The following is a 25,991-nucleotide window of genomic DNA, read 5'->3' on the forward strand; positions in this document are numbered from 1 at the left end:
GCCGGGGGTGATGCTCCTGAACGGTTGTGGGCTGTCCGCCGCCGGGTGGGACGAGGTGGTCGCCTGTTTGCCCGGTCGTCGGGTGATCACCGTGGACCGTCCCGGACACCACGGCACCCGGCACGCGGGGCCGCCGTCACTGGCCGGGGAGGCCAGGTTCTTGGTGGAGCTGCTGGACGCGGAGCCGGGGCAGGTGGTGGTAGTGGCGCACTCCATGGCCGCCTTCCAGGCGGAGGCGATCGCCCGGCTACGACCCGGGCGGGTGACCGGGGTAATGCTGGTGGACCCGTCGGCGACGCCGCCGCATGCCCGCGCGTCGGCCGCGGCCGGCGCACTGGACCGGATTGCGACACGCTGCCTGCGTCTCGCGGCGGTGCGCGTGGCCGCCGGACGGATGCTGCGGGCGGGCATGAGGTCGCAGACGACCAGGCCGGAGGCGATTGACTCGGCCGGATGGCGACCCCTGTGGGGCAGTGAGCGGGCACTGGCGGCTGCGGCGGCGGAATGGCTGGCGTTCCGTGGGCAGGCGGCGCAACTGCTGGCGCTGCGCAGACGGCAGGCGATACCCGCGCCGGTGCCGGCAGTCGTCCTGGAGGCGCCGCCATTCAACGGCGCGGCGGCGGTGACGAGCCTGCTCACGGCATTCCGCGCTTCGCGCATACGACGCGTGCCCGGCTCCCGACACCTGATGATGCTGGATGAGCCGCGTGTAATCGTGGAGGAGATCGAGCGCCTGTCCTAGTCCAGGCGCGTGCCGGTGGCCTGGTTTAGTGCGGCCAGCAGCCGGTCCTGGAACTCGATGTCATTCACGCGCCGGTCGGGCTGCTGGGTGCGCAGGTGGTGCCAGTAGGCGCTGGTGTGGGTGCGTGGGTCCTCGCCCAGCGCGAGCCAGGCCTGGGTGTGGTGCCCGGCGTCCAGGTCGTCCGGGGCGCCAGCGCCACCCATGCGGGTGGGCACCCAGCCCGGGTCGACGGCGTTCGCCCACGTGCCCGGGTGGAGGCGGCCCACTGCGGCCGCCAGCGCCGTCACCAGCAGCTTGGAGTCCGAGTACGACGCCGTCGGCCGCGTACCCGTCCAGTCCATGCCCGCAAGTCGTGTGGTATTGAGCCGCGCTCCGCGGTGCATGCTGGAGGAGAGGTACACGTGCCGCCGCGCGGGCACAAGCGCCGTCATCAGATACGGGGCCACCACATTTACGGATAGCACCAGGCGCTCGTCCATGGTGCCGGCGTTGTGGATGACGGCGTCCACACCACCCAGGGCGGCCACCTGCTCGGCCACCTCCCGCACCTGCGCCCGGTCAGCCAGGTCCCCGACGACGCCGGGAACCTGTTCTCCCAGGGCGCGGCCGACGGCGTCGAGCTGCTCGGAACGGCGTACATGCGCCACCACCTGCGCCCCGTGCTTGCGCAGGTCGCTCAGGGCTCCCAGCCCCAGTCCGGTGCTCGTTCCGGTAACCAGTACACGTGTCACTGTGATTGTCTCCGTTCTCCTCGGTCGACTCGGGGCTTCACGGTAACGTTACCGTCGCGCCGCACCTGCTCCGCAAGCGGGACCCAGCGCGGTGCCCGTCGCAGCAGCCAGGCGGAGGAGGCGCGGTAGGTTGCCAGTTCCTCGCCGTCGTTAAGCAGATAGCAGACGGCCAGTCCCAACGTGGCCGCGTCCACCGCGCTCGGCCGCCTCATGCCGCCAGCCTCCGCCAGCGCCGGGCGGCCAGATAGCCCGCGCCGTGCAGCACGACGCCCACGACGGGGAACGCGGGGAGCGTCCACCGGGCGGCCTTCGGCTCCACGCCGTCGGCCCGCAGCGCGGCCTTGGCGAAGCGCCAGAACGGCAGCACCACGGGCAGCGCCGTTGCGCACCCCGGTGTGTAACCGCGTGCGAGCGCCGCCGAGCCCAGGTGCATGAAGGCGTGCATGCCGTAGCCGTAGAGCATTGCCTGATAGAAGGCCGAACGTCCCCGGGTGCGGAAGCCGTCCACGGAGGCGGCCGCCATCAGTGCCCCCATCAGGCTCAGTGCCACCTGCACCTGGTCGCGGGAGAGTCCGCGCAGGCGCACCTCCTCGGGCAGGAACGGCAGCGAGCGCATGAAGGGATGGGCGCGGCCGGGCATGGTCGCGTACTCCTCCAGGTCATGGGCGAGCCAGGAGAAGAACAGTGCTGAGGTCGCCAGGTTCACCTTGTCCATGAGTCCTTCCAACATTGCGCAACTGACAGTTGCGCAACCTACGGTAGCGGAATTGGATGCCCGATGGAAGAATCACGTGTGATCCGGCGACAGGATGAGGAGGAGGCCGTGGCGGACAGACCAGACGGCACGGATGAGACGGGCCTGCGGGCCGGCACCGCCCGGCGTACAGACGCGGGCCGCGGCGGACGGCCACGTGACACCGCGCTGGACGAACGCATCCTGCAAGAGACCTTCACCCTGTTGGCCGAGGTGGGCCTGCACGGCCTGCGCATCGACCAGGTGGCCACACGCGCCGGTGTCCCCAAATCCACGATCTACCGGCGCTGGCGATCCCTGCCCGAGTTGGCCGTCGACGCCGTCGATGCCGCCCTGGGACCCCGCGAGTTCCCGGCGGGGGACGACCCGCTGGAGGACTTCTCGCGCCTCATCGTCCACACCTGGCGACTACTCATGCGCCCGCCCCTGACGACGGCGCTGCCCGGCCTGGGTGTGGAACTCGCCGGGCATCCCCGGGCAGCGGCCGCCTACCGGGAGCGCGTGATCGCACCCCTGCGAGACGGGGCGATCGACGCCGTCGCCCGCGCCGCGGATGCCGGGCTGTGGAACGGACCGGACCCGGTTACCAGCGTGGACATGCTGGTCGGCACCTTCCTCTACCGGCTGACCTACCTCGGCGAAGTCCCGGACCTGGAGGAGGTTTTCCGCGTGGCGGAGCTGGTCGCCGGGCGGGAGCTGCCCAGGCCCGATGCGGCTTGAGCCTACGTGTCGGAGGCGGGACGTATGCTGGCCCGCCACCGTCGAACACGAAAGGACCTGCCGTGGAGCGGACAGTCAAGAATGCAGCGCAGGAGCCGACCAGGCCGACGGTCACCCTGGCTGACTTGCGCCCCGGCCAGCGGCTGCGCGGGCTGTTGCCCGGCCGTACGGTGAGGCTGGTGGCCGTGGACCCGATCGACACCGGGATGTCCGAGCTGTTCTACCATGACGACGCGGGTAGTAGCGGTGCCCGCATGGTCACCGAGGCCGACGTGGCCGTATTCGAGCTAGTTGGTGATGCGGATACCACCCCGCCCTTCGATGCCGATCCGGATGAGTTCCGCCTGGCCGCGGAGGCGCTGCGCATTAAGTACGCCGCCCTGTATGACCCGATGGCGGCCGTCAACGGTTCCGACGTGGACCCGCTGCCCCACCAGATTCGGGCCGTGTACGAGGAGATGCTGCCGCGTGTGCCCCTGCGCTTCCTGCTCGCCGATGATCCCGGAGCGGGCAAGACCATCATGGCGGGCCTGTACCTGAAGGAACTTATCCTGCGTTCCGACTGCGAGAGGGCGATCGTCGTCGCACCCGGGGGACTGGTGGAGCAGTGGCACGACGAACTCTCCAGCAAATTCGATCTTCAATTCAAGGTCTTCACTCGCCAGATGTGTGATGACGCCCAGGGGCGCAACGTCTTCGCCGAGCACCCCTACCTGATCGTGCGCATGGACCAGATCTCCCGTGACGACGACCTCATGGAGCAGATCGGTGAGGTGGGCTGGGACGTTGCGGTGGTAGACGAGGCCCACCGCATGAGCGCCCACTACTCCAACTGGTCGGGCGACGTGACCGAGACCCGTCGCTTTCGCCTGGGACGGGTGCTCTCGGAAAGGGCGCACAACCTGCTGCTGATGACGGCCACCCCGCACGCCGGCAAGGAGGAGGACTTCCAGCTGTTCATGTCGCTGCTGGACCGTGACCGCTTCGAGGGGCAGTTCCGCAGCGGCGTGCACCGCACCGACACCCACGGACTCATGCGCCGCATGGTCAAGGAGGACCTGCTCACCTTCGACGGCAGGCCACTGTTCCCGGAGCGGCACGCATACACCGTCACCTACCGGCTCAGCCCCGCCGAGCAGGACCTGTACGAGCAGGTGACCGAATACGTACGCACCGAGATGGGACGGGCCGAGCGGCTGATACAGGCCGGCCAGGGGCGGCGAGGAAACAACGTCGGCTTCGCGCTCACGGTACTGCAGCGGCGCCTGGCCTCCAGCCCCGAGGCGATTGTGCGTTCCCTTGAGCGGCGCCGCGACCGCCTGGAGCGCCGCCTGTTGGAGGTGCAGCGCGGGCGGTTCTCCGCTGCTACTGGCGACGGCGCGCCGCCCGCCTGGGAGGCCGCAGACCGGGAACTACCGTTCGACCTCGATTTGCCGGTCGGTTTCGATCTGGAGTCCTTCGATGAACTCGACGAGGAGGTTCCCTGGCTTGAGCGCGCCCGCTTCGAGGCGCAGGTGGACGAGGTCGCAGACCTGGCGACGGCGGCCCAAACGGTCAGCGAGCTGCGCGCCGAGATCACCATCCTGGAGGACCTCATCGCGGTGGCCAGGCGAGTGCGCGAGTCCGACGAGGATCGCAAGTGGGCGCAGCTGCGCACCATTCTCGACGAGCAGCTGCTCGCCAACCGCGCTGGACCGCCACGCAAGCTGATCATCTTCACCGAGCACCGGGACACCCTCGGCTACCTTGAGCGCCGGATCGCCGCTCAACTCGGACGGGCCGACGCCGTCGTCACCATCCACGGCGGCACCAGCCGGGAGGACCGCAAGGCCGCCCGCGAGGAGTTCACGCACAATCCCGACGCCGTGGTGCTGCTGGCCACCGATGCGGCGGGGGAGGGCCTCAACCTGCAGCGCGCGCATCTCATGGTCAACTACGACCTGCCATGGAACCCGAACCGGATCGAGCAGCGCTTCGGTCGGATCCACCGCATCGGTCAGCGGGAGGTCTGCCACCTGTGGAACATGGTGGCCTTCGGCACCCGCGAGGGCGAGGTATTCACCCGGCTGCTGGAGAAGATCGGCCAGATGTCGCGTGCCTACAACGGCAACCTGTTCAATGTGCTAGGCGACTCCGGCGCCTTCGAGGAGCGGTCCCTGCGCGAGTTGCTCATCGAGGCCATCCGCTATGGGGACCGGCCGGAGGTCAAGGCGGAACTGGACCGGGTGATCGATACCGGTGTATCCGCCGGGCTCGATGAGGTACTGCAGGAGCGCGCTCTGCACCCGGATATGTTCTCCGCCCTGGACCTGGAGGCTGTGCGCCGCCGTATGGAGCGGGCGCGTGAGCGCCGCCTCCAGCCCGGCTACATCGCCGCATTCTTCATTCCCGCCTTCCAGCGCTTGGGCGGGCGCATGAGCCGCCGGGAGTCCGGCCGGTACGAGATCGGCCGCGTACCGCCGCGCCTGCTGGGTCTTGCCCGTCGCGCCAACCGGCTGGTGCCGCTTCCGGGCGCCTATGAGCGTGTCACTTTTGAGCTAGAGCGCCTGCACCCCGAGGGCCTGCCTCCGGCTGCACTGCTCGCTCCCGGGCATCCACTGCTCAGCGCCGTGATCGAGGCGACCATCGCCGACCTGGGGCCGTGTCTGCGACGCGGTACGGTATTCATCGACCGGCGCGATAAGCAGGCAGACGCCTCGGCGCTGCTGCACACGGTGGAGCAGCGCATTACCGGCGTAGACGGGCGTACCGTCTCGCACCACTTCGACTACCCCGCACTCGGGGAGGACGGCACCTTCACGGTTACACCAACCCCCGCCTACCTCGATTACGACCGGCCCCGCCCCGAGGAGCATGAGGCCATTGCCCACCTGCTTGACGCCGACTGGCTGCGCCACTCGCATGAGCGGGATGTGCGCGCCTGGGCGTACCGGGAGGGCCTTTTGCCACGCCTGGAGGAGATCAAGGCCCGGATAGGCGCGGAGACCGACCGTACCCGCGCCCAGGTGCGTCAGCGCCTCCTGGTCGAGATCAACTACTGGGACAACCAGTACAACCAGTTGGAGGCCCAGGAACGTCAGGGCAATTTCGGACGGTTGCGGGCGCAGACCGCCTTGGAGCGTGTCGAGAGCCTGGAGGCGCGCCTGGAGCGCCGCATGCGCGAACTCGACGACGCCACTCAGCTGGTGCCCGCCCCGGCGGTTATACGAGGTATGGCGCTGGTGGTTCCGAGCCGGGTGCTGACCGGCCTGCTGGCTCATGCGGAAGCGGTTGCGGAGGCGCAGGCCCGCTTCGCGCGCCACACCCAGGAGGTTGAGCGTCGGGCCGTGGACGCCGTGCTGGCCGCCGAGCGGGCTCTGGGACGCACACCGGAGGAGATGCCGCACAACAACCCCGGCTATGACATCCGCACCACCGATCCCACCGGCGCCGTGTACTACCTGGAGGTCAAGGGGCGCGTAGCGGGGGCCGACACCTTCACCATCACCGTGAACGAGGTCGCCTTCGCCCGCACGCAGGCAGATCGTCACCGCCTGGCTTTGGTGGCGGTAGATCCGCGGGGGCCGGCATACGATCGGGTACGTTACGTCTTGGGCGCCTTCTCCCACCTGGAGCCCTCGGCCACCACCCATTCCTATAATGAGGGCTGGAACGATCACTGGAGCCGGGGAGGTCCGCCCCGCTGAAGCGCGTGCACCTCGTTCCCGCCATTCCACGATATCTAGCAAGAAAGCCATGAAGTGACCGTTCCTCAGCCCGCCAAGAAGCTCATCGAGACCTCCCTGCCCCTGGAGGCCATAAACGAGGCCTCGGTGCGTGAGAAGTCGATCCGCCACGGGCATCCCTCCACCCTGCACCTGTACTGGTCACGCAAGCCGCTGGCCACGGCGCGTGCAGTACTCTTCGCCCAGCTGGTGGACGATCCCGCCTCCCACCCGGAGCAGTTCCCCACCCTAGCCGAGCAGGACGCCGAGCGCACCCGCCTGCACGAGCTTATGCGCCGACTGGTGGTGTGGGAGAACAGCAACGATGAGACGCTGCTGCGCCAGGCCCGGGCCGAGATTCGCAAGAGCAACAATGGTGAGCTTCCCGCCGTGGTCGACCCATTCGCGGGGGGGGTCTATTCCTTTAGAGGCTCAGCGTCTCGGCCTTGAAGCGCATGCGAGCGATCTTAATCCGCTCTCCGTAATTATAAACAAGGCGCTGGTGGAGATCCCACCGCGCTTTTCCGGCCGGGAGCCGGCACACCCGGGCGGGGCCGAGCAGAACTTCTACCAGCGGGCCGAGGGCCTGGCCGAGGACGTCCGCCACTACGGGCAGTGGCTGCGCGATGAGGCGCAGCGCCGCATCGGCCGCCTCTACCCCAAGGTGACCGGACCCGACGGCAAGGAATACACCGTGATCGCCTGGAAGTGGGCGCGCACGGTACGCAGCCCCAACCCCGCCAACCCCATCGAAACACCACTGGTCAACTCCTGGTGGCTGAGCAAGAAGAAGGGCCACGAGGCCTGGATCAAGGCCACCGTCCGCGACGGGCAAGTCCACTACGAGGTCATACATAACGCCAATGGGCCGCGGGGGGATCAGGCGTGGACCATCAAGCACGGCAAGGGTGCGAAGGCTGTCGGTGACGGAACACCCTTCAACTACGACTACATTCGCCAAGAGGGCCGCGAGGGCAGAATCGGTTCACACCTGATCGCGGTGGTAGCAGCAGGGGAACGCGGGAGACTGTACCTGTCCCCGTCCGATGAGCAGATAGCCGCATCTGATGTGACCAGGCCAGTCCTTGATGCTGATGGCGATATTGCGACGAACCCAAGATGGTTCTCACCGCCGGCATACGGACTGACCAAGTTCTCTAACCTGTTCACGAACCGGCAGTTGGTGGCACTGACCACACTGAGTGACCTGGTGGGGGAGGCGCGCGAGCGCGTGCTCGCCGACGCCCTTTCGGCAGGAATGCCTCCGGGGGAGCGACTCAGGGACGGCGGCACCGGCGCGCAGGCCTACGCCGATGCGGTGGCCACCTACCTGGCGCTGGGCGTCAGTCGCACGGCGGATTACTGCAATGCGCTGTGCACCTGGCACACCACTCGTGACACGATAACTCACCTGTTCACCCGTCAGGCGATTCCGATGACTTGGGATTACACGGAGACGAACATCTTCTCACGTTCCTCAGGTAACTTTCTCGGCCAGCTCACGTGGGTGGCGAAGGCCCTCATCCACGCTCCAGCATCCGCCGTCGGCGAGGCAAAGCAGATCAGCGCCACGGGACGCGCCTACAACGGCATGGTCGTCTCCACCGATCCGCCCTATTACGACAATATCGGCTACTCCGACCTGTCCGACTTCTTCTACGTCTGGCTGCGCCGCTGCCTGCACGACATCCACCCCGAGGTGGTCGGTACCATGCTCACCCCCAAGGCCGAGGAGCTGGTGGCCAACCCCTACCGGCACGACGGCAAGGAGGGCGCCGCCAAGTTCTTCGTCGAGGGCTTCAATGCGGTCTTCGCCCGCATCCGCCAGGGCGCCAACCCGGCCGTACCCATGACCGTCTACTACGCCTACAAGCAGCAGGACGTCGCCGCGGGTGGCACCACCTCCACCGGCTGGCACACGCTGCTGGCGGGCCTCATCGACGCGGGCTGGGAGATCACCGCCACCTGGCCCATGCGCAGTGAGATGGACAATCGGATGCTGTCACAGGGCACCAATGCCCTGGCCTCCTCCATTGTGCTGGCCTGCCGACCCCGCCCCGCGGACGCCCCGGCCACCACCCGCCGCGCCCTGACGGCCCAGCTCAAGACGGAACTGCCGGGCGCCCTGCGCACCCTCATGCAGGGCGCCGTCGCCCCGGTGGACCTGGCCCAGGGCGCCATCGGCCCCGGCATCTCCGTGTTCTCCCGCTACACCCGCGTGCGCGAGGCCGACGGCACGAATATGACCGTCGGCGACGCCCTCACCCTCATCAACGCCACCCTCGACGAGGTACTCGGCGAGCAGGAGGCGGATACCGACCCGGACACGCGCTTCGCCACCCGCTGGTACCGCCAGTACGGGTGGGAGCAGGGCAGCGCAGGCCTGGCCGACCAGCTGGCCCGCAGCTGCGATACCTCCCTGGGTGCCCTTGAACGCGGTGGCATCTTCCAGGCGCGCGGAGGCAAGGCCCGCCTGCTGACGCCCTCAGAGCTGGACGGGCAGTGGAGCCCCGAGGCCGACGACCGCATCAGCATCTGGGAGGCCACCGTGCGCCTGGCCGCAGTCATGAACCAGGAAGGCGTGGAACGGACCGCCCAGCTGCTCGCGCAGGCGCAGCGGCGCATCAGCCCGGACTCCATCAAGGAACTCGGCTTCCTCCTCTTCCACGAGGCCGAGAAACAGCATCACACCGAGGACGCCCTCCTGTTCAACGGCCTGGTAACCGCCTGGGCAGACATCACCGGCAAGGCCCGCCGCCTCGCCAGCGCCCCCGCCGCTATACAGGACGGCTTCAACATGAACGGAGAGGACTGACATGGCACTCAGCAACCGGGAATACGTTGGCCGCGCCTTCGAACTGCTCGCCGAGGGACTCATCGACACGGTCGATCCGGTCATGGCCCAGGTCTTCGGCACCGCCGACTGGCCCACCGCCTGGGCGGCCCGTGACGCAGCCAAACACGGGCGGCCTGCCCGCACCATCTCCAAGGACGACCCGATGGTGCTGCTGCGCGCCATCAACGAGCACGGCTACGAGTTCAGGAATGCGCTCTCCCGCGCCCAGCAGAGCTTCGCCTCCGAACTGCGCGAGACCCGCAACCAGTGGGCGCACGGCGAGAAGTTCAGCTCCGAGGACACCCTGCGCGCACTGGACACCACCGAGCGGCTGCTGCGGGCCGTGGACGCCGTCGACTCCGCCGCCGACGTCCACAAGATGCACGCCACCCTGCAGCGCACCGTGTACGAGGCCCAGACCCGCCAGCAGGTCAAGCGCGTCACCAAGACCACGGTGAGCGGCAACGGCCTGCGGCCCTGGCGCGAGGTCATCCGCCCCCACCCGGACGTAGCCAGCGGCAAGTTCACCGCCTCCGAGTTCGCCGCCGACCTGCACCAGGTGGCCACCGGGCAGGCCGTCGGCAGCGAGTACGCGGACCCGGTGGAGTTCTTCTCCCGCACCTACCTCACCGAGGGCCTGCGCGATCTGCTGACCCGGGCGGTGCGCCGGCTCGGCGGCGACGCCGGCGCCAGCCCCGTCATCAACCTGCAGACGAACTTCGGCGGCGGCAAGACCCACTCCATGCTCGCCCTCTACCACCTGTTCGGCGATACCAGCGCCCAGAAGCTCCCACAGGACCTGCAGGACCTGCTGGCGGACGCGGGCAACCCCGATCCGGCTGGGCTCAAGGTTCACCGCGTCGCCCTGGTGGGCACCTACCTGCAGGCGGGCTCCCCGCAGGTAAAGGACGACGGCACGCAGGTGCGCACCCTGTGGGGCGAGCTCGCCTGGCAGCTCGGTGGCCGCGAGGCCTACGACATCATCGCCGACGCCGACCGCACCGGCACCAACCCCGGCGACTCCCTGGCGACACTCCTGCGCCGCTACACGCCCGCGCTGATACTCATCGACGAGTGGGTGGCCTACGCCCGCCAGTTGCTCACCGACAAAGAGCTCCCGGCGGGCGCCTTCGACACCCAGTTCACCTTCGCCCAGTCACTGACCGAGGTGGTGCGCTCCATACCGGGCACCATGCTGGTGGTCTCCATCCCGGCGTCGGACTCCGGCCCGGACGGGCGCGGCAGCGACATTGAGATCGGTGGCGAGAACGGGCACCTCGCCCTGCAACGGCTGCAGAACGTGATCCGTCGGGTGGCCGACCAGTGGCGCCCCTCCAGCCGGGACGAGTCCTTCGAGATCGTGCGGCGCCGCCTGTTCCAGGAGCCCGACGCCGAGGGCCACCAGGCCATCCGGACCACGGCCCGTGCGTTCGTGAACGTCTACCGCAGTGCGCCCGCCCTGTTTCCTCGGGAGGCGTCCGGACCAGACGACGACTACGACAAGCGCATCCGCGCCTCTTACCCGCTGCACCCCGAACTACTGGACCGTCTGTATGAGGACTGGTCCACCCTGGAGCGCTTCCAGCGCACCCGCGGCGTGCTCAAACTCGTCTCCTCCGTGGTTCATGAACTGTGGGCCTCGCAGGACGCCTCGCCACTGATCCTGCCCGGCAACGTGCCCCTGAGTGCGACCACCGTCAACACCGACCTCACCCAGTATCTGGAGGATCGTTGGAAGCCGGTGATCGACTCGGACATTGACGGCCCGGCCTCCACCGCCCAGGCGATCGACAATGAGCGCACGAGCCTGGGCTCGCGCTTCATCACTCGGCGCGTCGCCCGCACCGTGTTCCTCGGGGCGGCACCGCGGACCGGCTCGGCCCACAAGGGGATCGACAAGCCGTACGTATGGCTAGGCACAGCCGTGCCCGGAGACGTGCTGGGCAATTTCGGCAGCGCCGTGGAGGCGCTGGCCCAGCGCTCCACCTACTTCTACCAGGATCAGGGGCACTACTGGTTCGACACCAGCCCGTCCTTGACCAAGACCGCCAACGACTACGCCGAGCGGCTGCGCGAGGACGAGGAACTAGTGTGGAACGAGATCGTCCGGCGCCTGGCCGGCCAGGACCGTGCCCGCGGCGTCTTCGACCGGGTGCACCTGGCACCCGCCTCCAGCGCGGAGATCCCCGACTTGGAGGAGACCCGGCTCGTCGTCGTTCACCCACGCCACGCCCGCAGCAAGCAGGACGGCCCCGACTCGCCGTCGCACCGCTGGGTGCATGAGGCCATCGAGGCCAGGGGCGCTGCCCAGCGCACGCACCGAAACGCCCTGGTGTTCCTGCTGGCCGACGCCGCTGAGCTCGCCTCCCTGGAGGCCGCCACCCGCAGCTACCTGGGCTGGAGGCAGGTGCAGGCGAACACCGAGTCACTGAACCTTTCGGCCCAGCAGAACCAGCAGGTCAGCGAGGAGCTGACGCGGCTGAATCAGACCGTTGAGGACCGTCTGCGCGGAACCTACCAGTGGGCGCTCTATCCCTACCAGCCCGTCGCCACCGCCCCCTTCGAAGTCGAGGTCACCAGGATTCCCGATTCCGGCAGTGGCTCGCTGGCCGAGCGCGTCGGCCTGAAGCTCCGCCGGGAGGAGCAGCTCGTCACCGAACTCGGTGCGTCCTTCCTCGGAGTCATGCTCCACAGCGAACTAAAGGAAGTGTGGGAGCGGGATGGCGAACTGAGCGTGGGGGAACTGTGGGGCTACCTGACCCGCTACCCGTACCTGCCGCGGCTGGTCCGCCGCAGCGTGCTGGACGACTGCATCCGCCGCTGTGTCGACGCCGTCCTCGTCGGGGACGAGCGCTTTGCCGTCGCCTCCGGCAAGGACGCGGAGAACGGAAGGTACCGGGGGCTGATCATCCCGCCCCAGGCCGATGCCCGCATTGAGGTCACCGACTCCACGCTGCTGGTTGATGCGGCCAAGGCGCAGCTACAGCTCGACGCCGACCGGGCCGCAGTTGCGTCGTCGGCAACAACTAGGCCGGATTCGAAGCCGACCTCTACCGAATCAGGGCAGAGTCGAGCCGACCGCGGCGACACGTCTGACTCACGCCACCGCATAGGCGGCGGGAAGGCCGGCGGCTCGTCCGGCACCGGTGAGCCGGACACGGAGACGGGGCCAACCCGGTTCTTCGGATACGTCACCGTCGATCCGGAGCGGTATGGCCGTGACATCGGCACGGTCACCCGCGAGGTGATCGACCGTCTCGCCGGAACAGGTGCGCAACTGAAGATCACCATCGACATTGAGGCCACCAAGCCCGGTGGATTCCATGAGTCCGACGTGCGCACCATCAGCGAGAACGCCCGCACCCTGAAGTTCGACTCCCAGGGTTTCGAGGCTGAGTGACAAGACGACGGGAACGACGCGGGCGGCAACCTAGGTAGCCTGACCAGTCAGTCGGCGGCGGTCATCGCGGCCGGCTGACTGGTTCGCGCACGGATCGCTGAATTGGAGGCCGAACTCAGGTCGAACCGCAGTGAATACAGTAGCGTAGGCCGGTGTAGGCCGAATCGTTCAACGCCGCATCAATCTGCTCGTGGGCCACGCTCCGTGCTCAAGCGTGTTCCCGGCGTACCTGGTAAGCAGCGATCTGACAGCAGCGCAAGGCGTAGTTGTTTAACTGTAACTGTACCCCGGAAAACCGCAGCCCAATTTCATTATTTTCCCAGACAAGGTGCCTGCCGTATCGAGTTGGCGACATCTCGCACATTTACTAGAGCGGCGTACTATATTTTTTCCAGGCGCCCGGCCGACGCCGTTCAGTCAATACTTTGTCAACGCTCGCACACGGAAAGAGGCTGCTATGTGTACGGCGATCAGGTTCACGGACAGCGAAGGCAATATGTACTTCGGGCGCAATCTGGACTGGAGCACGTCCTTCGGCGAGCGCATCGTCGTCGTGCCGCGGGGCCTTATGATCCGCTCGGCGTTCGGTGATGGCGCTCCGGCCGCGCACGCAGTGATCGGTATGGGCATCGTCCTTGAGGGCTATCCGCTGTACTTCGACTGCGGCAACGAAGCCGGCCTGGCCGTCGCCGGGCTGAACTTCCCCGGCTACGCCTGCTACCAGGACGGACCGGTTGTCGGCAAGACCAATGTGGCCGCCTACGAGTTCCCGCTGTGGATCGCCGCTAACTTCACCAGCGTCGACGAAGCGGAGGCGGCGCTGACAAATACCGCGCTCGTGGCCAAGCCGGTCGGTGATGGCCTCGGCGTCTCCCTGCTGCACTGGATAATCGGGGACGGCACGCGCAGCATCGTGGTGGAATACATGAAGGACGGCATGCACATTCACCACAACCCGGTCGACACCCTGGCCAACCAGCCCGCTTTCGACTGGCACTTGGAAAACCTGCGCACCTTCATCACAGCCGACGGTTCCCTGCCCAACGCCGCCCACTGGCGCGACGCCGAGCTCGTGCCCTTCGGGTCCGGCGCCGGCATGCGCGGCATTCCCGGTGACTATTACTCGCCGTCGAGGTTCGCCAAGGCGGCATTCCTGAACGCACATTACCCGGTCAAGGACAATGAGGCGGAAAATGTCTCCCGGATGTTCCACACCCTGGGTAACGTCTCCATGGTGGACGGGGCCGCGCTCATGGCCGACGGCGCCTACGAGCGCACGCTGTACACCGGCTGCTTCTCCGCGCGCACAGGCACCTACTACTACTCGACTTACGAGGACCCGGCGCTGCGGAGCGTGAGCCTGGCCGACTTCACCGACGCGGCGGCAGCCGGCCTGCTGGAGCCCGTGCCCGCACCGTGGCACCCCGGTCTGGAGCGTGAGCCCGCCGAGCATGCCTAGGCGCCCGGTTCGTCTGCCCTCGCAAGTTCAACAAAGTCCGTCGGTCTGTAACAATCGGCACCGTGAAGCCAACTAACGCACCCGGCTACGCCGCCGGACCGTCCCCGCTGCCGCCCGCCCCCGTCGACTTGAGACTGGTCGTCTCTGATATGGACGGCACCCTGCTCGACGGCGACGGCCTGCTACCGGCGGGATTCGCCGATACGGTGGCACGGCTGCGCGCACAGGGAGTCCTGTTCACCCCCGCCTCCGGGCGCCAGCTCGCCAATCTGCGCACAGTGCTGGGCGAGCCGATCGCGCACTCGCCGATCATCGCCGAGAACGGCACCCTGGTGGTCCAGGACGACGAGGTCATCCACTGCGAGACGATATCCGTGAATGACACGGTCGCCGCCATCTCCACTACCCGCGATCTGGGCATCGACGGCTACAACGTAGGCGCCGTCATGGCAGGAGTGGAATGCGCCTACATCGACCGGCAGGACCCGCCCTTCGTGGAGGAGGTCTCCCGCTACTACCGGGAGCTGGAGGTCGTCGACGACCTACTCGCGGTGCCGCTTAACCGGACGCTGAAGGTGGCCGTCTACGACTTCGGCGACGTCGAGGCCGGCAGCTCGCAGGCACTGAAGGCGGCCGTGCCGGATGTGCAGGCCGTCGTCTCCGGGGTGCACTGGACCGACCTCATGCCGCCTACCGCCTCCAAGGGCCGGGCCCTGGCAGCCCTGCAGACGCGCCTGGGCATCACGCCGGCGCAGACGGCGGTCTTCGGCGACTATCTCAACGACCTGGACATGTACGAACATGCCGAGCTGTCCTTCGCCATGGCCAACGCCCATCCCGGTATTCAGGCCGTCGCGCACTGGACCGCCCCGGCAAATACGGAGGGTGGCGTGCTACGCACCGTCGACGCCCTGCTCGAGCGCCTGGGCTGAGGGCGGCTGCCGGACTGCGGGTGTCGGGCCGCTCGCAGCCGGCGCGTCACCCAATGCGGCGACCACCTCGCCGCGCAAGTCCCGCATGGCAGCTGCGCCCAGGGCGGCGCGGGCGGAGCGTGGGCGGGTGGCCTTCATCTGTCCTGATCAAGCAGATGCTCAATGTCGACTGCGGAGTTCCGTGTGGCGCGCAGCGCCTCCAGCTGGCGGCGCTCCTTCTTGGTAGGCCGACCGGCGCCGCGGTCCCGCACAATCGCAGCCGGGGCGTCCAGGGGTGTGGGCCGCGGGGGAGAGAAGTCGGTGTAGGCGGTGCGGGCGACCGGAGCGCCCACCCGCTTGACCAGGATGCGCTGCACGCGCAACAGCCGGTCGAATCCCTGCACCCGGTAGCGGATCTCGTCGCCCACCTTCACGTGCTGGGAGGGCTTGGCGGTCTCGCCGTTGATGCGTACGTGGCCGGCGCGGCATGCCGCGGTCGCGGCGGAGCGGGACTTGACCTGCCGCACGCTCCACAGCCACACGTCAACGCGCGCCGACGCCGGAGCGTTGGCGTCTGGAGCGCTCCGGTCCTCGCTTCCTGCCGCTCGGCCCGCTTGCGTATTCGCCACGTGACTGATCCTAGATGATCAGTTCAGGTGGCGAACCCCGGTGCCACTTATACCGACCTCGGCACGTAACGTCTACCGACCTCGGTGAGAATGGGGGCGGTGCCGGCGCGGACGGCGGTCACCCACGACGTGCAGGGCGGCCCGGCCGCGGGCCACCAGCCCGAGCCCAATAAGCAGTGCGCCGACGGCGCACACCAGCGCGTAGACGCGGTCGGACAGCACCGTTTGCCCCACCCGGGCACCAACACCGCGAACGCGCTCGGGCACCGAGACGACGCCGTCTCCGCCGGCCGCGCAGTCCGTGAGGGTCTGGCGCAGCGCCTGGGCATCGGCGTCGGGCAGGCCGAGCCCGTAAACGGCGGCCACGCTTACGAAGCGCTGGGCGTACTCGCAGCGATACGTGGTATCCGGCGGCCACCAGCCGGGCTCGGTGGCGGTGCTCCAGGTGCCCGTCTCGGTGGAGCCGGCCGGGCAGGTGGCCGGCCCGCAATTGGACTTGTCCTGATTTGCGGCACCGTCCACCGCCAGCAGGTTCAGCGGGTCGTTGGCAACCAGCAGGCGCTTGCGCTCGTCCCACTGCCAGGCCCCGTGCGCGTACAGGTAGTTCAGCGGGATCACGTGGTCGATCTGCACCGCATCGGAAGTGTCCTGGCCGCGCTGAAAGGCAATCACGGAACCGGTGTAGGGGTCGCGCAGGGTGCCGGACCAGACAGTCGCATCCGGGCAGACCGCGGCGCCCTGTCCGCGTCCGGCATCGCGGCCCTGGACGCCTTCTTGGCGGGAGAAGTCCACGTCGTCCAGGTCCCGGGCCAGGATCTCATTGCGGGTGTCGCAGCCGTCCCCGTCGACGTCGGTCCAGGCGCGGCCGAACCAGCCGGTGCGCGAGCCGCCCTCACCCCAGGAGACAGTGGCGGGTGCGTCCTCCGGCAGCTCCTCCAGGGCCGCCAGTGCAGAGGCCGCGGAGAGCACCAACATATCCCGCTCGTCCCAGAGCACCTCGGCCGTGCCGGCCGGGCCGGGCGCATCGGCCGTATCCGCGGCCGACGCAGCCCCGCACGGTGCCAGGGCGAGGGCGGCGGCCAGTGCTCCAGCAGCCAGGCGGGACGGCGTCAACATGCGTGTTCGCGCCCGGGTGGCGGCTCAGGGAACGATGTACCCGGCCGAGCGGAAGACCTCGTACCACTGCTCGCGTGTCAGCTCCAGCTCGGAGCCGGCGGCCGCGGCCTGGACCCGGTCCGGCCGGGTGGTGCCCAGCACCACCTGAATACGGGCAGGGTGGCGGGTGATCCAGGCGGTGGCAATCGCCTCCGGGGCCACGCCGTACTCGGCAGCCAGGCGGTCCACGACGTCGTTGAGCTCGGCGTAGCGCTCCCGGTTGCCCAGGAACGGGCCGGAGCCGTCACCGGACTGGAAGGGGGACCAGGCCTGAACGGTGGTGCTGGTAAGGCGGCAGTAGTCGAGGATGCCGTCGGTGCGCACCACCGACTGGTCGTGGCGCATGTTCAGGGCCACACCCTCGGCAATCATGTCCGCGTGCGTCAGGGACAGCTGCAGCTGGTTGACGAGCAGCGGCTGGTCCACCGTGGCGCGCAGCAGCTCCAGCTGGCCGCGCGTGTGGTTGGAGACGCCGAAGTGCCGCACCTTCCCGGAGGCGGCGAGCGAGTCGAAGGCGGCGGCGACCTCCTCGGGCTCGACCAGCGCATCGGGACGGTGCAGCAGCAGCACGTCCAGGTAGTCGGTGTGCAGCGCCTTGAGGGAGGCGTCAACGGACTGGAGGATGTGCTCGGTGGAGAAGTCGAACCAGCCCCAGCGGATACCACACTTGGTCTGCAGCACCACCTGCTCGCGCTCGGCGGCCGACCAGTTCAGGGCCGAGCCGAAGCGCTCCTCGCAGGCGTGGTCGCGGCCGTAGATATTGGCGTGGTCGAACATGGTGATACCGGCGTCGCGGGCCGTTCCCACCAGGGTGCGGATCTCGGCGTCGCTGAGATCCTTGATGCGCATCAGGCCGAGGATGATATTGGAGGCGGTCAGGTCGGACGAGCCAATTGGTTGAATTCTCATACAAACACGGTACTTGACGACTGTGCCGGTGACCAGGGGAGGACCATCCCTGTCCCCAGCCGGACGCTGGGATACGCCGCGGACCTGGCCTGTGGTTGCCGGTGGGCGTCCATGCGCACGATCCGCGGATCAGGCGGGGACACCGGCGGCGGCCGCGCGATCCAGGTGCCAGACCGTGCCCTCGCCGCGGGCGCAGGAGGCCGGGGCGGCGACGACGTCGGGGCGGGCCAGGCCCTTGGTGACTGCCTCCACTTTGCCTGCTCCTCCGGCGACCACCATTACCTGGCGCGCCCGGTGCAGTACGTCGAAGGTGAAGGACACGCGCTCGGGCGGCGGCTTGGGGGAGTCATGCACCGCGATCACGTCCGTGCCGGTGGTGGGCGCGTCTGGGTGCCCCGGGAACAGTGAGCACACGTGCGCATCCGGCCCCAGCCCCACGTGGACGACGTCGAAGCGCCCGCCGGCAGGGCCGTGCTCCCGCAGTGCCTCGGCCAGCGCCTCTGCCGCTGCGTCGACGCAGTCCACCTGCTCGGGGCCAGGCAGCCGGTGCACATTCGCCTCCGGGATTCCGGCGGCCACCAGCGCCGTCACCTGCAGGTCGTTGCGGTCCGGGTGGCCGGCCGGCACGAAGCGCTCGTCGCCCTCCCACAGGTGCAGGCGATCCAGGCCGTGCGCGGGTGTGAGGCCGGCGGCTGCCAGCGCGGCGGGCAGCGCGGCGGCGAGCGCCTCACCGCCCGACCCGCCGGTCAGGACCAGGTGGCCGACGCCCCGTTCGGCTACGGCGTCGGAAAGCAGCTGCGCGGTCTGCGCGGCGGCGGCAGCAGCCGCCTTAGCCATGGAGTCGTGGACGACGACGGACGGGCGGGGGCGGGCGTCCGCGGCCGCATTGACGGCGGCGGCATCGATGGTGGTCATCAGCGGCTTCCTTCGTGCGTGGTGGTGATTGCGGCGTGGTCCTCCGCGAAGGTCGCCAGGACCTCCTCGTATACCAGGTCGGGGCTCAGGCGGCGCAGCTCCTCGCTCATGGTGGCCACCGGCTCGCGGCGGGCCATGGTCACGACCTGTGGGCGCTGGGCACCGGGGCGCGTGATCACCACGCGCTCGTAGTCCTTGCGGGTGATCACCAGCTCGCCGGAGTCCGTGCGTACCGTGATGGTGGCGATGCCGGGGATCTCCGGGGCATCGACCCGCTCCACCTCGACCCCCAGGCGCAGCCGCAGCCAGCGGATCATGAGGGAGACCGAGGAGTTGCGCGGCTCCCCGGCCACGACGACTCCCCGGACCGACCCGGCGCACAGCACCGAGTCCAGGGTCGAGGCGACCATGCCGCGCCACAGGGTGATACGTGTCCAGGCCAGGTCAATGTCGCCGCGCGTGTACTCCGGGGCCAGGGCTGCGAGCGCCGCAGACGGGTCCGGCTGGGAGGGGGTATTGGTAATGCGGGTGGTGGCCAGCGCCCCGAGCGGGCTCGTGGCCGGGCGCACAGGCGGCGTATCCGGCCACCAGGTCACCACGGGGACGTCGGGCAGGAGGAAGGGCACCACCAGGGTGTCGGCGTGGCGTGCCGCCTCACCCTCCGGATACAGCACCAGCGTCTCGCCGGCGCCGGCGTCGTGCCCGAGCCGGATCTCGGCGTCCAGATGGCCGACCGCGCCGCCGGGACCGCGCCCATTGTGGCGCCGGGCCTCATCGGCGTCGTCACGGCCACCGGACTGCGGGGACACGACCGCGACCACGCGGCAGGGATGGTCCAGGCTGGCCCCGTGGGCGGCCACCAGGGCCTCCTCCAGACCGTCGCGGTCGGTGTCGATCACCAGTGTCAGGACGCGTGAGCCGCTGCTTACGCCCTCGGACAGGAGCGTGGAGACGATCTCGTCGGTTGTGGTCTCGGTGAGGTTGATGATCATGAGCGCCTCCAAGCGCGGCCGTCGCGGGCGAGCAGGTCATGGGCCGAGGGCGGCCCCCAGGAGCCGGGACGGTAGCCCTCCGGCTCCCCATTCCCGGCCCAGTGCTCGATCACCGGGTCCAGGATCCGCCAGGACAGGTCCACCTCGCGCTGCTGCGGGAACAGCGGGGCGTCGCCGAGCAGCGCATCCAGAATGAGCCGCTCGTAGGCCTCGGGTGACTCCTCGTTGAAGGAGGCGCCGTAGCCGAAGTTCATGGTTACGTCGCGCAGCTCCATCTGGGTGCCGGGAACCTTCGAGGCCATGCGCATGGTGATGCCCTCGTCGGGCTGGATGCGCAGCACGATCGTGTTGGCGCCCAGCCCGGCCGTGGCCGCGTCGGTGAAGGGCAGGAAGGGAGGCCGCTTGAAAACCACCGCCACCTCCGTCACCCGGCGGGCCAGGCGCTTTCCGGTGCGCAGGTAGAAGGGCACGCCCGCCCAGCGCCGGTTGGCGATCTCCAGCCGCACCGCGGCGAAGGTCTCGGTGCGGGAGTCGTCGGTGACGCCGTCCTCCTCCAGGTACCCGCGCACGGGTACGCCGCCCTGGAAGCCGGCTTCATAGCGTCCGCGAGCCGTGGTTGCGTCCAGGTCGAGGACGCCGGCCCGCTCCAGCCTCACGGCGGCCAGCACCTTCTCCTTCTCGGAGCGGATGGCGGGTGCGCGCATGCTGATGGGCTCCTCCATGGCGGTCAGGGCCAGCAGCTGCAGCAGGTGGTTCTGGATGACGTCGCGTGCCGAGCCGATCGTGTCGTAGTAGCCGGCGCGGGTACCGATGCCGATGTCCTCCGCCATGGTGATCTGTACGTGGTCCACGTACCGCTGGTTCCACAGCGGCTCGAACATGGTGTTGGCGAAGCGCAGTGCCAGGATGTTCTGCACCGTCTCCTTGCCCAGGTAGTGGTCGACGCGGAAGACGTCGTCGGGGCGCACGATCCGGGACACGACGGCGTCCAGCTCCTGTGCGCTGGCGCGGTTGTGACCGAAGGGCTTCTCGATGATGACTCGCCGCCAGGAGCCCGGTACCTCGTCCACCAGCCCGGAGGCGGCCACGCGCTCGGTGACCGCGGAGAACCAGGCCGGGGGAACCGAGAGGTAGAAGGCGCGGTTGCCGCCGGTGCCCCGGGTCGCGTCCAGGTCGGCAACGGTGCGGGTGAGACGGTCGTAGGCTGCGGCGTCATCGAAGGAGGCCAGCTCGACGAAGCGCATGCCTGCCGCCAGCTGATCCCAGATCGCCTGCCGCCAGGGGGTGCGGGCGCCGGCTCGGACCGCGTCGGCGACGTAGGCGCGCATGTCGTCGGCGGACCAGCTGCGCCGTCCCAGTCCCACCAGCGAGAAGCTGGGGGACAGCAGGCCGCGGTTGGCCAGGTCGTAGATGGCCGGCAGTAGCTTGCGGCGGGCCAGATCGCCGGTAATGCCGAACATGACCAGCACGCACGGGTCGGCGATGCGCGGTAGGCGCAGGTCGCGTGGATCCAGCAGCGGGTTGTCCTGCGGTCCGGCCGCGCCGGCCGCCAGGGGCGAACTCGCCCCGAGCGGGTTGAGGGTCGGGTTGTCGGAGGCATCCACGGTTGTATGAGGACCTTCCTGTCGTCCGTCGTGGGGCGGTGCCGGTGCCGGAGCGGGCCCCGGGCCAGGTGGATGGTGCGGCATCGCCGTCCCACTCTAGGCGGTTGACCCGCGCAGTGTCCGCAGGCGGCCGCCAGTGGCGGTAGTGTCGGCGCCATCAACGGTGCGCTGCCGCACGCCGTCCCGACGCCACCCGCAGCAACAGCCAGCCCGTCCTCGTGCCGGGCGGGAAGGGCCATAGATGACCTCAGCCAGCCAGTTCGCCCCGCAGCCAGCATCCGCCGACATCGGTGTGTACGGGTTGGGGGTGATGGGTGCCAACCTCGCGCGCAACCTCGCCCGCCACGGGCACTCTGTGGCCGTGTACAACCGCACGGCGGCGCGTACCGAGCGCCTCATCGACTCCCACGGGGGCGAGGGGGACTTCGTGCCCGCGGCCGACCCGGCCGCATTCGTCGCCTCCCTGCGCCGTCCGCGCGCGGTCATCATCATGGTGCAGGCCGGCGCCGGAACCGAGGCCGTCATCGAACAGCTGCGCGAGCTGCTGGAGCCGGGAGACATCATCGTGGACGCCGGCAACACCTTCTTCCGCGACACTGAGCGCCGCGAGGCCTCCCTGCGCGAACAGGGCATTCACTTCGTGGGCATGGGCGTGTCCGGCGGGGAGGAAGGAGCTCTGCTAGGCCCCTCGATCATGCCTGGTGGAACTGCCGCCTCCTACGAGCGGCTCGGCCCGCTGCTGGAGTCCATCGCCGCCCAGGTCGACGGCGTGCCCTGCTGCACCCACGTGGGCCCCGGCGGTGCCGGCCACTTCGTAAAGATGGTCCACAACGGCATTGAGTATGCGGACATGCAGCTGATCGCCGAGGCCTACGATCTGCTGCGCCGCGTGGCCGGCATGAGCGTGCCCGAGATCGCGGAGGTGTTCCGCGCCTGGAAGCGTTCCGAGCTGGACTCCTATCTGATCGACATCACGGCGGAGGTCCTGGACCGGGTCGACCCGGCCACCGGTGCGCCCTTCGTCGACGTGATCGTGGACGCCGCCGGGCAGAAGGGCACCGGTGCGTGGACCACCCAGACGGCGCTGGAGCTGGGTGTGGCCGTGCCCGCCATCGCCGAGGCAACCTTCGCGCGGGCCGCCTCCTCAGCGTCCGCGCAGCGGGCGGTCGTGCAGGCCGCCGGGCTGAATGCGGGAACCAACGCGCCGGGTCTGGCCGCGGGGCCCGAGCGAGATGCCTTCGTCGACGCCGTGCGGCAGGCCCTGTACGGCTCCAAGATCGCCGCCTACGCCCAGGGCTTCGACGAAATCGCCACCGCCTCCGCCCAGCACGATTGGAATGTGGACCTGGGTGCCATGGCGCGCATCTGGCGGGGCGGCTGCATCATCCGCGCCCGCTTCCTGGATGACATCACCCGCGCCTACGAGGCTGAGCCGCAACTGCCCAGTCTGCTGACCGCGCCCACCTTCGCGGACGCGCTGCGCGGCGCCCTGCCGGCCTGGCGTCAGGTGGTCTCCGCTGCCGCCCTGGCGGGGGTACCCGCACCGGCCTTCGCGGCCTCACTGGCATATGTGGACCAGTTGCGGTCCGAGCGCCTGCCCGCAGCGCTCATTCAGGGGCAGCGCGACTTCTTCGGCTCTCACACGTACCACAGGGTTGATGATCCCGAGGGGGTCTACCACGTACTGTGGGCGGAACCCGGCCGCGCCGAGCAGAAGTGGAACTGACGCGTAGGGGCGCGGGCGGATCCTGGACCCCCTGCGCCCCTACGGAGCCCACGGGCCGGGTGCAGGCGCCCGCGCGTTCATGCGCCACGCATTGCGACCGGGCAATGGTGCAACGGTATGGTGTAGCCACAGCGGTGCATACGGCACCGCCCGACCGGAGGGGAACAGATGTCGAGTACGCCGATGGAACCGGATCCCACCTCGACCCAGGCCTTCGGGGCCGTCGGCGCCCCGCTGGAGCCCGAGCTGCCCGCCGTGGCCGTCTCACCGCAGGATCGCGCCGCCATCGCGGCCCTGCCACCCGGTACCGCTTTGCTGCTGGTGCAGCAGGGTCCGACCACGGGAGCCCGCTTCCTGCTCGACTCGGCCGAGACTGCCGAGACGACGGTGGGTCGGCACCCTCGCGCCGACATCTTCCTCGACGACGTCACCGTCTCCCGCAAGCACGCGGTGTTCACCGCCCTGCCCTCCGGGGGCTTCGCAGTGCGTGACCAGGGCTCTCTCAACGGCACCTACGTCAATAGGCAGCGGGTGGAGCATGCCGCACTGCGCGCGGGTGACGAGGTCCAGATCGGTAAGTACAGAATGACTTATCACCCCGCACCCCAGCGGGCTGCACAGTGACCGGCGCCGCCGCCCGCCGCGCAGCCGCGGAAAACACCGCGGGCGGTCAGCAGCCCGACCCCTGGCCTCGGGGAGTGTCCCGGGAACCTGTGATGAAGATCGGTGAGGTTGTCGCGCATCTGCGCGGCGAGTTCCCCGCCTTATCGGTGTCCAAGGTCCGCTACCTGGAGGCGGAGGGGCTCATCCACCCGCACCGGGTAGGCAACGGCTACCGGCGCTATTCAACCGCCGACGTGGAGCGGCTGCGCTACACCCTGACTGCTCAGCGCGACGAGTACCTGCCGCTTTCGGTGATCCGTGAGCGCCTGGCGGAACTGGACAGCAGCGAGCAGGCGCCCCCGCCGGCCCCGGTGGCCAGGGTGGTCGCTTCGGGAGGGCACGCTGTTGGTGGCGCTTTTGACGCCGCCGACCTGGTTCACCACTCCGGCGCCTCGCTAGAGCAGGTGGAGGAGCTCGTAGCCATTGGAGTGATCACGCCGGATGCGCATGGTCATTTCGACTCGCGCGCTTTGACCATCATCGCACTCGCGCTGAAAGCCAGTCGGCTGGGCATCCCGTTGCGCAATCTGCGCGCCGTGCGTAGCGCCGCTGAGCGTGAGGCCGACGCCATCGAGCTGGCCACCCAGCACAAGCGCAACCGGTCGACCACGGCGGGGGAGGACGCGGCCGCCGAGCTGGCCGGGGTGGTCGCGGACCTGCACGCCAGCCTGCTGCGCAACGCCGTCGCGACACTGCGCTGAGTGCCTGGTTAGGCGTGTGCGACTCAGATCGCAAAACGCACTTGCAGCGCTGTTTCCGGGACAGTACCGGCGCCTGCCGCATAGATTAGAGGGCGTGCGGGCCATGACGCTGATGGGAGTCCGTTCGACGGTCCCAGACACCGGGCTGGTCGCCGTTCTCGTGGAGAACGGGGGACCGGGCATGCTTGCCATCCCCGTCGGCGCACGCGACGGCCTGCTGCTCAGTGCTCCGGAGTGGTCGCGCGGCCCCAGCTGGGCCCCGTTCTTGTCCGCATGCGTGGACGCCTTCGGGTCGGCCGTCCTGCGGGTGGTGCTAGACGTAGACGCCGATGGGGGGATCTGCGCCGTTGCCGTGCTGGAAGCGGACACCCCCTCCTCGTCGACGGCGGTGGCATGCGCCCCCAGTGACGCCTTGGTGCTGGCCCGCGCGCTCTCGGTGCCGATCTTTGCCACCGGAGCGCTACTGCGCCTGCGCGGCATCGACCTGGGGGAGGAGGCGCTCCAGTGTCGCCTGCGGCAGTGGCGCCAGGCGCTGGATGATGTGGTTCCGGGAGACACGGCTCCCCTCTGATCTCGCGACACGCGGTGCGTCTGTGACTAGTGTGAAAATTGATGTGTAAAGAGTCACAGCGTAGACGGAGGCCAGTACCCGGAATCCGCATGATCTCGCCCTGTGCGTCGCAGGCCCGGGCGGCCCGCCTCAACCTCAAGCTGAACTCGAACTCATTTAGGCGGCGTGCCTGTCATTGAGTGAACCGACGTGGGGTTCTATCGTGGGCCCATGGCCGGGAGGACCGGCCCGTGCGCGCGTCCCCCGCGCGCGCCCCGATGTTGACAGGAGCCGGCAAGTGAGCGCCAACGAAGCGAGCCTCCGCGCAACCGCACCCCAGCACACGCAGGGGATGCTCTTCGGTGACCCGCTGCCGCAGCTGGACCTGAACACCGGTTACCGCGGCCCGGTGGCATGCCGTGCCGCCGGAATCACCTACCGCCAGCTCGACTACTGGGCCCGCACCGGGCTGGTCGAGCCCTCCATCCGGTCCGCCAAGGGCTCAGGATCACAGCGCCTATATGCCTTTCGCGACATTCTGCTGCTGAAGATCGTCAAGCGGCTGCTGGATACGGGGGTGTCGCTGCAGCAGATCCGGGTGGCGATCAATGCGCTGCACGAGCGCGGTGTTGAGGACCTGACCTCCATCACGCTGATGAGCGACGGCGCCTCCGTCTACGAGTGCACCAGCGCGGATGAGGTCGTCGACCTGGTTCAGGGCGGACAGGGCGTCTTCGGCATCGCCGTGGGCCGCGTGTGGCATGAGATCGAGGGCTCGCTGGCCGAGCTGCCGGTGGAGCACGCCGCCGACGGCCCGGTAGTGGAGGACGAGCTGGCCAAGCGCAGGGCCGCGCGCCAGCAGGCCGTGTAGAACGATCATGCAGGAGGCA

Annotated in this window: 22 protein-coding genes; 13 read left to right on the forward strand and 9 right to left on the reverse strand. The window is 69.0% G+C overall.

What is annotated here, in order from left to right; all coding sequences use genetic code 11:
- The first annotated feature begins 10 nt into the window (after positions 1-10).
- Positions 11-742 carry an alpha/beta hydrolase gene (locus GZ997_RS00970; protein ID WP_238994157.1) on the forward strand — a complete coding sequence of 244 codons (732 nt, stop codon included), beginning with the start codon at positions 11-13 and terminating at the stop codon, positions 740-742.
- Here the strand turns inward: GZ997_RS00970 and GZ997_RS00975 are convergent.
- Genes GZ997_RS00975 through GZ997_RS00985 form a run of 3 tightly spaced genes read right to left on the reverse strand, consistent with a single transcriptional unit; the run spans position 739 to position 2,188 of the window.
- A complete protein-coding gene (locus GZ997_RS00975) occupies positions 739-1,473 on the reverse strand; it encodes an SDR family NAD(P)-dependent oxidoreductase (protein WP_162678502.1) in 735 nt (244 codons plus the stop codon). The two genes, GZ997_RS00970 and GZ997_RS00975, sit on opposite strands and share 4 nt — an antisense overlap.
- Entirely contained in the window at positions 1,470-1,685 is a 216-nt protein-coding gene (locus GZ997_RS00980) for a hypothetical protein (RefSeq protein ID WP_161924007.1), read from the reverse strand. The genes GZ997_RS00975 and GZ997_RS00980 overlap by 4 nt, the downstream gene beginning before the upstream one ends.
- On the reverse strand, positions 1,682-2,188 hold the full coding sequence (locus GZ997_RS00985) for an HXXEE domain-containing protein (RefSeq protein WP_161924008.1): 507 nt from the start codon (positions 2,186-2,188) through the stop codon (positions 1,682-1,684). Before GZ997_RS00985 ends, GZ997_RS00980 begins: the two co-directional genes overlap by 4 nt.
- 108 nt (positions 2,189-2,296) lie before the next feature.
- Between GZ997_RS00985 and GZ997_RS00990 the strand changes: the two genes are divergently transcribed.
- The 7 genes from GZ997_RS00990 (at position 2,297) to GZ997_RS01015 (ending at position 15,278) form a co-directional block, all read left to right on the forward strand.
- A complete protein-coding gene (locus GZ997_RS00990; RefSeq protein ID WP_343212235.1) occupies positions 2,297-2,947 on the forward strand; it encodes a TetR/AcrR family transcriptional regulator in 651 nt (216 codons plus the stop codon).
- Between the two features lie 62 nt (positions 2,948-3,009).
- Positions 3,010-6,633, forward strand: a complete 3,624-nt coding sequence (locus GZ997_RS00995) for a helicase-related protein (protein ID WP_162678503.1) — start codon at positions 3,010-3,012, stop codon at positions 6,631-6,633.
- 54 nt (positions 6,634-6,687) lie between these two features.
- On the forward strand, positions 6,688-7,101 hold the full coding sequence (locus GZ997_RS12360; RefSeq protein ID WP_203233856.1) for a DUF1156 domain-containing protein: 414 nt from the start codon (positions 6,688-6,690) through the stop codon (positions 7,099-7,101).
- A 52-nt stretch (positions 7,102-7,153) separates the two neighbouring features.
- Positions 7,154-9,466: a DUF1156 domain-containing protein gene (locus tag GZ997_RS01000; RefSeq protein WP_203233857.1), complete on the forward strand. Its 2,313-nt coding sequence runs from the start codon at positions 7,154-7,156 to the stop codon at positions 9,464-9,466.
- Between the two features lies 1 nt (position 9,467).
- Complete coding sequence (locus tag GZ997_RS01005) at positions 9,468-12,887, forward strand: DUF499 domain-containing protein (protein WP_162678504.1); 3,420 nt, start codon at positions 9,468-9,470, stop codon at positions 12,885-12,887.
- 457 nt (positions 12,888-13,344) lie between these two features.
- Entirely contained in the window at positions 13,345-14,346 is a 1,002-nt protein-coding gene (gene bsh, locus GZ997_RS01010; RefSeq protein WP_162678505.1) for a choloylglycine hydrolase, read from the forward strand.
- A gap of 62 nt (positions 14,347-14,408) precedes the next feature.
- The gene (locus tag GZ997_RS01015; RefSeq protein WP_308807256.1) at positions 14,409-15,278 is read left to right on the forward strand and encodes a Cof-type HAD-IIB family hydrolase; all 870 of its coding nucleotides are present in this window, start codon (positions 14,409-14,411) and stop codon (positions 15,276-15,278) included.
- Positions 15,279-15,412: 134 nt separating this feature from the next.
- Here GZ997_RS01015 and GZ997_RS01020 read toward each other — a convergent pair whose 3' ends face one another.
- The 6 genes from GZ997_RS01020 to zwf form a co-directional block, all read right to left on the reverse strand.
- Positions 15,413-15,799, reverse strand: coding sequence for a S4 domain-containing protein (locus GZ997_RS01020; protein WP_237564378.1), 387 nt, complete (start codon positions 15,797-15,799; stop codon positions 15,413-15,415).
- A gap of 159 nt (positions 15,800-15,958) precedes the next feature.
- Positions 15,959-17,002 (reverse strand): HNH endonuclease family protein, encoded by a 1,044-nt coding sequence (locus GZ997_RS01025; protein WP_162678506.1) that lies wholly within the window; start codon positions 17,000-17,002, stop codon positions 15,959-15,961.
- Positions 17,003-17,026: 24 nt separating this feature from the next.
- On the reverse strand, positions 17,027-17,950 hold the full coding sequence (locus tag GZ997_RS01030) for an aldo/keto reductase (RefSeq protein ID WP_162678507.1): 924 nt from the start codon (positions 17,948-17,950) through the stop codon (positions 17,027-17,029).
- Positions 17,951-18,079: 129 nt separating this feature from the next.
- Positions 18,080-18,865, reverse strand: a complete 786-nt coding sequence (pgl, locus tag GZ997_RS01035; protein WP_162678508.1) for a 6-phosphogluconolactonase — start codon at positions 18,863-18,865, stop codon at positions 18,080-18,082.
- Positions 18,865-19,857 (reverse strand): glucose-6-phosphate dehydrogenase assembly protein OpcA, encoded by a 993-nt coding sequence (locus tag GZ997_RS01040; RefSeq protein ID WP_162678509.1) that lies wholly within the window; start codon positions 19,855-19,857, stop codon positions 18,865-18,867. The genes pgl and GZ997_RS01040 overlap by 1 nt, the downstream gene beginning before the upstream one ends.
- Positions 19,854-21,374, reverse strand: coding sequence for a glucose-6-phosphate dehydrogenase (gene zwf / locus GZ997_RS01045; protein WP_306823065.1), 1,521 nt, complete (start codon positions 21,372-21,374; stop codon positions 19,854-19,856). Before zwf ends, GZ997_RS01040 begins: the two co-directional genes overlap by 4 nt.
- 328 nt (positions 21,375-21,702) lie before the next feature.
- Between zwf and gndA the strand changes: the two genes are divergently transcribed.
- From gndA to GZ997_RS01070, 5 genes are all read left to right on the forward strand, one after another.
- Positions 21,703-23,187, forward strand: coding sequence for an NADP-dependent phosphogluconate dehydrogenase (gene gndA, locus GZ997_RS01050; RefSeq protein ID WP_162678511.1), 1,485 nt, complete (start codon positions 21,703-21,705; stop codon positions 23,185-23,187).
- 168 nt (positions 23,188-23,355) lie between these two features.
- The gene (locus tag GZ997_RS01055; RefSeq protein WP_161924020.1) at positions 23,356-23,811 is read left to right on the forward strand and encodes an FHA domain-containing protein; all 456 of its coding nucleotides are present in this window, start codon (positions 23,356-23,358) and stop codon (positions 23,809-23,811) included.
- A gap of 92 nt (positions 23,812-23,903) precedes the next feature.
- Positions 23,904-24,551, forward strand: coding sequence for a MerR family transcriptional regulator (locus tag GZ997_RS01060; RefSeq protein ID WP_162678512.1), 648 nt, complete (start codon positions 23,904-23,906; stop codon positions 24,549-24,551).
- Positions 24,552-24,654: 103 nt separating this feature from the next.
- Positions 24,655-25,122, forward strand: a complete 468-nt coding sequence (locus GZ997_RS01065) for a DUF151 domain-containing protein (RefSeq protein WP_203233858.1) — start codon at positions 24,655-24,657, stop codon at positions 25,120-25,122.
- Positions 25,123-25,453: 331 nt separating this feature from the next.
- Positions 25,454-25,972, forward strand: coding sequence for a MerR family transcriptional regulator (locus GZ997_RS01070; protein WP_161925322.1), 519 nt, complete (start codon positions 25,454-25,456; stop codon positions 25,970-25,972).
- Positions 25,973-25,991: the final 19 nt, after the last annotated feature.

This window comes from Actinomyces sp. 565, from assembly GCF_010365615.1.
Taxonomy (GTDB): domain Bacteria; phylum Actinomycetota; class Actinomycetes; order Actinomycetales; family Actinomycetaceae; genus Actinomyces.

Excerpts from the sequence above, each read along its gene's own strand:
- GZ997_RS00970 (WP_238994157.1), top strand. The coding sequence starts at position 11 with ATGCTCCTGAACGGTTGTGGGCTGTCCGCCGCCGGGTGGGACGAGGTG.
- GZ997_RS00980 (WP_161924007.1), bottom strand. The coding sequence starts at position 1,685 with ATGAGGCGGCCGAGCGCGGTGGACGCGGCCACGTTGGGACTGGCCGTC.
- GZ997_RS00985 (WP_161924008.1), bottom strand. The coding sequence starts at position 2,188 with ATGGACAAGGTGAACCTGGCGACCTCAGCACTGTTCTTCTCCTGGCTC.
- GZ997_RS01005 (WP_162678504.1), top strand. The coding sequence starts at position 9,468 with ATGGCACTCAGCAACCGGGAATACGTTGGCCGCGCCTTCGAACTGCTC.
- bsh (WP_162678505.1), top strand. The coding sequence starts at position 13,345 with ATGTGTACGGCGATCAGGTTCACGGACAGCGAAGGCAATATGTACTTC.
- GZ997_RS01025 (WP_162678506.1), bottom strand. The coding sequence starts at position 17,002 with ATGTTGACGCCGTCCCGCCTGGCTGCTGGAGCACTGGCCGCCGCCCTC.
- GZ997_RS01030 (WP_162678507.1), bottom strand. The coding sequence starts at position 17,950 with ATGAGAATTCAACCAATTGGCTCGTCCGACCTGACCGCCTCCAATATC.
- pgl (WP_162678508.1), bottom strand. The coding sequence starts at position 18,865 with ATGACCACCATCGATGCCGCCGCCGTCAATGCGGCCGCGGACGCCCGC.
- GZ997_RS01040 (WP_162678509.1), bottom strand. The coding sequence starts at position 19,857 with ATGATCATCAACCTCACCGAGACCACAACCGACGAGATCGTCTCCACG.
- gndA (WP_162678511.1), top strand. The coding sequence starts at position 21,703 with ATGACCTCAGCCAGCCAGTTCGCCCCGCAGCCAGCATCCGCCGACATC.
- GZ997_RS01055 (WP_161924020.1), top strand. The coding sequence starts at position 23,356 with ATGTCGAGTACGCCGATGGAACCGGATCCCACCTCGACCCAGGCCTTC.
- GZ997_RS01060 (WP_162678512.1), top strand. The coding sequence starts at position 23,904 with ATGAAGATCGGTGAGGTTGTCGCGCATCTGCGCGGCGAGTTCCCCGCC.
- GZ997_RS01065 (WP_203233858.1), top strand. The coding sequence starts at position 24,655 with ATGACGCTGATGGGAGTCCGTTCGACGGTCCCAGACACCGGGCTGGTC.
- GZ997_RS01070 (WP_161925322.1), top strand. The coding sequence starts at position 25,454 with ATGCTCTTCGGTGACCCGCTGCCGCAGCTGGACCTGAACACCGGTTAC.